This is a genomic window from uncultured Sphingomonas sp., from assembly GCF_964244265.1.
In the GTDB taxonomy this organism is placed as follows: domain Bacteria; phylum Pseudomonadota; class Alphaproteobacteria; order Sphingomonadales; family Sphingomonadaceae; genus Sphingomonas.
Window position 1 is genome coordinate 8,383 of the sequence record NZ_CAXTHV010000046.1, and the last position, 5,983, is coordinate 14,365.

The following is a 5,983-nucleotide window of genomic DNA, read 5'->3' on the forward strand; positions in this document are numbered from 1 at the left end:
AGTTGCTGTTGGCCTGCGATTTCTGAACTGCTAAGCCTGGCCGGGTTATCGGCTTGGGTTGGATGTCGTTGCTGTTGGCCTGCGATTTCTGAACTGCTAAGCCAAGATTATCGCCTGGCGGTTGACGACCCCCGTTGCTGTTGGCCTGCGATTTCTGAACTGCTAAGCCCTGTAGATGACAGGTTACACCGTCCGCCGCGTTGCTGTTGGCCTGCGATTTCTGAACTGCTAAGCCGCGCTCTATGCCGACATCCGGCTTCGCGACGTTGCTGTTGGCCTGCGATTTCTGAACTGCTAAGCCAGCCCCAGGATGGAGCAATGCGCGCATGTCGTTGCTGTTGGCCTGCGATTTCTGAACTGCTAAGCCCGTGCGCGCAGCCGTACGAACGCATTTTTCGTTGCTGTTGGCCTGCGATTTCTGAACTGCTAAGCCGGCGTCCCCGGCGATGCGCCGCGTTTCTATGTTGCTGTTGGCCTGCGATTTCTGAACTGCTAAGCCCCACCGCGCTTTGCGCGCGATAGGCGGGCAGTTGCTGTTGGCCTGCGATTTCTGAACTGCTAAGCCCAGCATCCGCGCCGCGTTCTCCTGGGTGAAGTTGCTGTTGGCCTGCGATTTCTGAACTGCTAAGCCTCGCTCCCTTTACTCTAGGGTTCTATGACGGTTGCTGTTGGCCTGCGATTTCTGAACTGCTAAGCCCGAACCGCGCGTCGCTGGGCGTCCCGGCGTGTTGCTGTTGGCCTGCGATTTCTGAACTGCTAAGCCCTCGCCGGGAATAAATCGCCGCCTCCATTGGTTGCTGTTGGCCTGCGATTTCTGAACTGCTAAGCCCAGCATCCGCGCCGCGTTCTCCTGGGTGAAGTTGCTGTTGGCCTGCGATTTCTGAACTGCTAAGCCCAGGAACTGCGTCGTGCTGATATCGGCGTAGTTGCTGTTGGCCTGCGATTTCTGAACTGCTAAGCCGCCACCACCGCCCCCGTCGCCAAGCTTGTAGTTGCTGTTGGCCTGCGATTTCTGAACTGCTAAGCCGGCGTCGGCGTCGGCGTCGGGGTGGGCGTCGTTGCTGTTGGCCTGCGATTTCTGAACTGCTAAGCCGGATGTGTCGTTAACCCGTTGTATGCCATCGGAAAAACGGCACATCCGGCTTTGCTAAAAGACTCGATTGTATCAGAAAAGCGCGAGCTGATCCGGGTTTTTGCGCAGTCGCTTGCGGCGCTGGCTCGAGAAGCGGACGATGTTCTCATACTGCTTGTCCGTGAAGGTGAGAACGTGAATCTCGCCCTTTTCGGGCAAGTTGCGTTCAATGCGTTTGAGATGCGAATCATAGCTTTCGCGTCCGTTGCAGAACCGGGCATAGACGGAAAACTGGCTCATTTCGAATCCCTGATCGAGCAGGAACTTGCGAAATTTGGTGGCTTCGCGCGACTGCTGCTTCGTCACGACGGGCAGGTCGAACATGACGAAGATCCACATCAACCGATAGCCGCTAAGGTGCGTGCCATCGCTCATGTGTCCAAGCAGGGGTCGAGCGGCCGGGTAAGCATGGCCCATCCGGCGTGGGTCGGCGGCGCAAAAAGCGCCAGATCGGATACATTGCGCTCGAAACTGCGTGCGAGCGATTGGGCGAGGCGGCCGGCCGCGACCGATACGGGTGAGAGTTCGTCGCCAACGCGCAGGTCGAACGCGATCAACTGGGCGAAGCGGCGCTTGATCTCGGGATCGAGCGTCTCGACGCCTTGGCCGAGCAGCGACACGACCAACGCATCGACAAGCGGGCGGAACGGCTCGACCAGATCGTCTGCGAGCGCGAAGGCGTTGCCGCGATGGGCGTGGAAGATGCCGATCGTCGGATGCAGGCCGGCCGCGACCACGGCGCGCGCGACGGTCGCCCGGATCACGGCATAGCCATAGTTGAGCAGCGCATTGGCGCCGCCCGCGTCGCGATCGCGTCGAAAATCGGGACCCATCAGCGCGGGCCAATACCGTCGCGCGGCCTGCGCTTCGAGATTGTCGGGATCGCCGGAGCGGACGCGGCGCGCGAGCAGGTCGAAGGCGGTCGCCTCGGGCGCGCCCTGATAGGCCAACAGTGCGCCCTGCATCGCGATCTTCGCCTTGACGATGCGCTGCCAGAGCTGCTTGGCGAGCGGCTTGCCCGCGTTCCACTGCGCGCGCATGCGTCCGCCCTGGGCGTGGAAGCCCGCGATCGGCAGCGTCACCGCGACCGGGCTGTGGTGGGTGTTGCAGAACACGATCGGCGCGCCGCGCTCGGCCAGCGCGGCGACGACATTGCCGGTCCACGTACACCCGTGCGCATGAAGGATGACGGCGTGGACGTCGTCGAGCGCGATGCGGCCGACTTCGTCGCGGTCCTTCGCGACGATCAGGAAGCCGCGATAGGACGACAGGTGCAGTCCCTCGGTGCCGATATCGACGATACGCTCCATCCGCCCTCCCGCAATCAGGCTAGGGGCGGGCGGCGGCGATGTCAGCGCGGGCCGGGGTCGAGAATGCGCCCCAATGGATCGATCCGCACTTGACGCGCCTTGATCTTCTTCAGGCCACCAGCGGTCTTCAGGATATATTTAAACGGATCATCGTCATTTGGCGCGGCGTCACGCGCTTTCAGGGCGCCAGCCTCGTTGTCGTGCGCGAGGGCAACGGTGCCGATGGACGAGAACTTCACGACACGCACGATCTCGCGCGGTCCGCCGTCTCGCTCGATCGCCAGCATGTCGTTCTGGCGCAGGCTCAGCACCTTCTTGGCGGCGGGATGCGGGCGGCGGTCGGCCTGGTCCGGCTGGTGCGCGTCGAACATCGATACGATGTCGGGGGTCCATTTGCCGTCGGGCAATCGCCACACGTCGAAGCGCGCGTTCGAGTCGCCCTTATAGGCCTTGTAGATACGGCCCGATGCGTCCCTGATCGGAATGACGCTGAGCGGCTCGCGCACGCGGACGCGGCGGATACCGGCGAATTGCGGGTGGTGCTTGCGAAAACGGTCGAGCGCCGCTTCGAAATCCTTGCCCGATTTGCCGGCCGTCGCCTCGTCGAGGGCGTCGCGCAGGACAGGATCGGGAATCCGATCCCGATCGGCGATGTCGGCGGGCTTGAGGCTGTTCAGCGGCACGCGGTGGACGACGATCGGCAGACCCTTGGGCGACGTTGCGCCGGTCAGGCCGTAGGCGGTGTCGTTGTGCAGGCGGCCGGCGGTCGTGTCGTGTCCGGGCGCCGGCTTGCCCTTGCGGCCGTGGTCGGGCTTGTGGCTTACGGTGACGGCGAGCAGGCGGTCGCGGAGCTGGTCACGGAACCCTTCCCATGGATGGTCCAGTCCCTCGAACAGCCGGTCGAGATCCTTGTCCTCGGCCAGCCCTGCCGTCCGCGCGATCCGCTGCATCAGCCCGCGCGTCGTGACCGCGACGACCGCCGCGTCGATCGCGTGATGGCGGTGGTCGAGCCGGTTCTTGGGGGCGTTGCTGTGCTTGTTCTCGACGATATTGTGGTCGAGCAGGATGTCGTTCAGCCCCCACAGCCGCCGCAGCATCGCGGTCATCCGGCCAGGAATGACATAGACGCTGCCCTCATCCTTGTCGGCGTACAGGCTGCCGAGATAGCGCCCGGCTAGCCGGGATAGATATTGCGTGTCGGTCAGTTGCCGCGCGAGGAAGCCGCCGTCCCTTTCCACGCGCGCGATCGCGTCGGGGCCGAAGCGCCATTGCTTCGACTTATGCAAGCGCCCGGCCTGCGCCGAGATCGTGTCCCAGCGGTCGGGATCGTTGCCCCATTTCTCATACGGCGTGCGGTTGCCTTTGACGCGATTGCACGAGCGGTGCGCGACGACCTTGTTACCGGCGCTGTCGTCCAGCGAGCGCGAATAGGGAATGATATGGTCGATATCTGCCTCGCCGGAGAACAGCGCGCGCATGCCGATCGGCTCGCCGCAATAGGGACAGCGGCGATCGAGTGGATTGGCGGGGTTCAAATCTTCCCACAGCCGCAGCAGCATCCGGTTCGCGCCGGTGTCCGGAAAGCCTTCCTGTACTAGCTTCTCCGACCGCTTCACCGCCGCCGCGGTGTCGCGGCGGATGCGGCGGTTGTGTTCTTCCTTGTCCTTTTCGTTCAACTTCAATTCGCGTGCGAGCTCGACGACGATCTCGTCGGGGCGGCCGTGGACGGCGATGATCGCGTTGACCAGTTTCTGAAGCTGGCGCAGGCCGATGTGAACGGTGGGGTTGGTGATCTTGCCCCAGCGCTTCTCGGGCGGGTCGGCCGGGTCCTGCGTGCCGGGCGGGATGTCGCGGGTCAGCAATTCGCCATAATAAGGGAGCTGCGGCAGGATTTCGCCGGTGCGGTGGTCGGAGTGATGCCAGCCGCAGCGCCGCACGGCCTCGTCATAAGTGATGACCTCCTTCTTCAGTTCTTCGAGGATGCGCGCCGTCGCGGTTTGCCCCAGCCGGCCGTACCCCTCGGGCAGCGACGTCCTGGCGGTGACGGCGGCGTGTTCCTCGTCCAGCCCGCAATCCTGCATCAGGAAGGCGTGGAGCGCGTCGGGGTCTTCTTCCTCGATCAGCCGCTCGACGATGGTCCATTGCCGGTCGCGATCGACATGCTCCCAGGCGGCGGCGAAGCGCTTCGTGTCGCCGAGTACCGCGCGAACCTCGTCGCCGGCGAGCTGCGTGCGCGTCTCGCTCGCCTTGTTGAAGCTCTGGCCGGTATCGAGCTTGATCTTGGCCGCGAGCGAGGTGAACGTGATCGCCTTCTTGTGCGACAATTCGCGGACCAGCCGGTCGCGCTCGTCAAGCGTCAGCTTGCGGTTGGCCTCGCCTGGCGTCGTCACTTCGAGCTGGTTGACCTCCTCGTACAGCCGGCGCTGCTGGAACAGCGGGTGAGCCTTGGCCAACCGCTGCTCGCTCGGCACGAAGGTGCAGATGCCGACCGTCTGTGCCTTCAATGGCCGCTGAAAGAACAGGATGCGGTGCAGCGCGGCGCGCGCGGTTTCGGTGAGCAGGGCAGGGTGGTACTTCGCCTGTTCCTCCCAGATGCGGGCGAACTCGTATTCGACATGGCGCCGCTGCGGGTAGAAATCGTAGTCCTGGCTCTCGCCGCCCATCCGCACGCGCTTGGTGTCGCGGGCGTTCAGGAACTGGCCGAGCGTATCGGCGCCGTCCTCGGCCATCGCCTGGTCGAGCGCGAGGGCGCCGCTGGCGATCTTGCCGTCTTCGCTGTCGTTCGCCTTGCGCTCGGCCTTGCGGTTCGACTTGAAGCCGCGGCGCTGGTTGAGGTGGAACAGTGCGCGGCCGATCTCGTGCGGGGTCAGTGTAGCGTCCAGCGCTTTGGCGCGCAGCACATACGGATCGAGCGCCGCGACCAGCTTCGCTTCGTCGGCATCGGCGGGCATCAGGCCGTGTTCGACCAGTGCCTCGAGGAACGCCGAGCGCCGCCCGATATACCGATCCCGCCGCCGCCGCGCGCTGCGCGCCTCGCGCCGATCGACCGCGAGCGAGGTGCCCGATTGCGGATCGCGCCCGTCGGAGAAGATGCGCACGCCGATATCAACGATGTGGCGATCGTCTTCGATCAGGCACCAGCCGATCGAATTCGTGCCGATGTCGAGGCCCAGCCTGCGCATCTGACTATCCTCCGAAGCGGGAGCAAGTTTCCTCGCCACTGCCGCCCCAGCCATGCTCGCCCCCTCCAGACAAAAAAGGCGAGGCCGTAGCCTCGCCCTTATTTGGTGCAGTCAGACTGCTTGTTAACAGCCGGCCCGCGATTTCTGAAGGGGCAAGCTGCGCCTCCCCGCGATCGATGTCAATACCGCGGCGAAAAGCCCTCTCCAAAACGGTTCAATCCCTCCACCGCAGATTGAAAATGCGGTTCAGCCAAGCGCCATAAGCGGGACAACGGCGTGATATGGTGCACCCGACTGGATTCGAACCAGTGGCCTCTGCCTTCGGAGGGCAGCGCTCTATCCAGCTGAGCTACGGGTGC

At 64.0% G+C, this 5,983-nt stretch carries 3 protein-coding genes, 1 tRNA gene and 1 CRISPR repeat array; all 4 genes read right to left on the reverse strand.

Annotated features, from left to right (window positions below):
* The first annotated feature begins 1 nt into the window (after nt 1).
* Nucleotides 2-1,095: a CRISPR direct-repeat array (repeat unit 36 nt; unit sequence GTTGCTGTTGGCCTGCGATTTCTGAACTGCTAAGCC).
* Nucleotides 1,096-1,165: 70 nt separating this feature from the next.
* A complete protein-coding gene (gene cas2, locus ACFE7K_RS14780) occupies nt 1,166-1,507 on the reverse strand; it encodes a CRISPR-associated endonuclease Cas2 (RefSeq protein WP_375398966.1) in 342 nt (113 codons plus the stop codon).
* Nucleotides 1,504-2,442, reverse strand: coding sequence for a type II CRISPR-associated endonuclease Cas1 (gene cas1 / locus ACFE7K_RS14785; protein WP_375398967.1), 939 nt, complete (start codon nt 2,440-2,442; stop codon nt 1,504-1,506). Before cas1 ends, cas2 begins: the two co-directional genes overlap by 4 nt.
* Nucleotides 2,443-2,483: 41 nt before the next feature.
* Nucleotides 2,484-5,624, reverse strand: coding sequence for a type II CRISPR RNA-guided endonuclease Cas9 (gene cas9, locus ACFE7K_RS14790; protein ID WP_375398968.1), 3,141 nt, complete (start codon nt 5,622-5,624; stop codon nt 2,484-2,486).
* Between the two features lie 282 nt (nt 5,625-5,906).
* Nucleotides 5,907-5,983, reverse strand: a tRNA-Arg gene (locus ACFE7K_RS14795).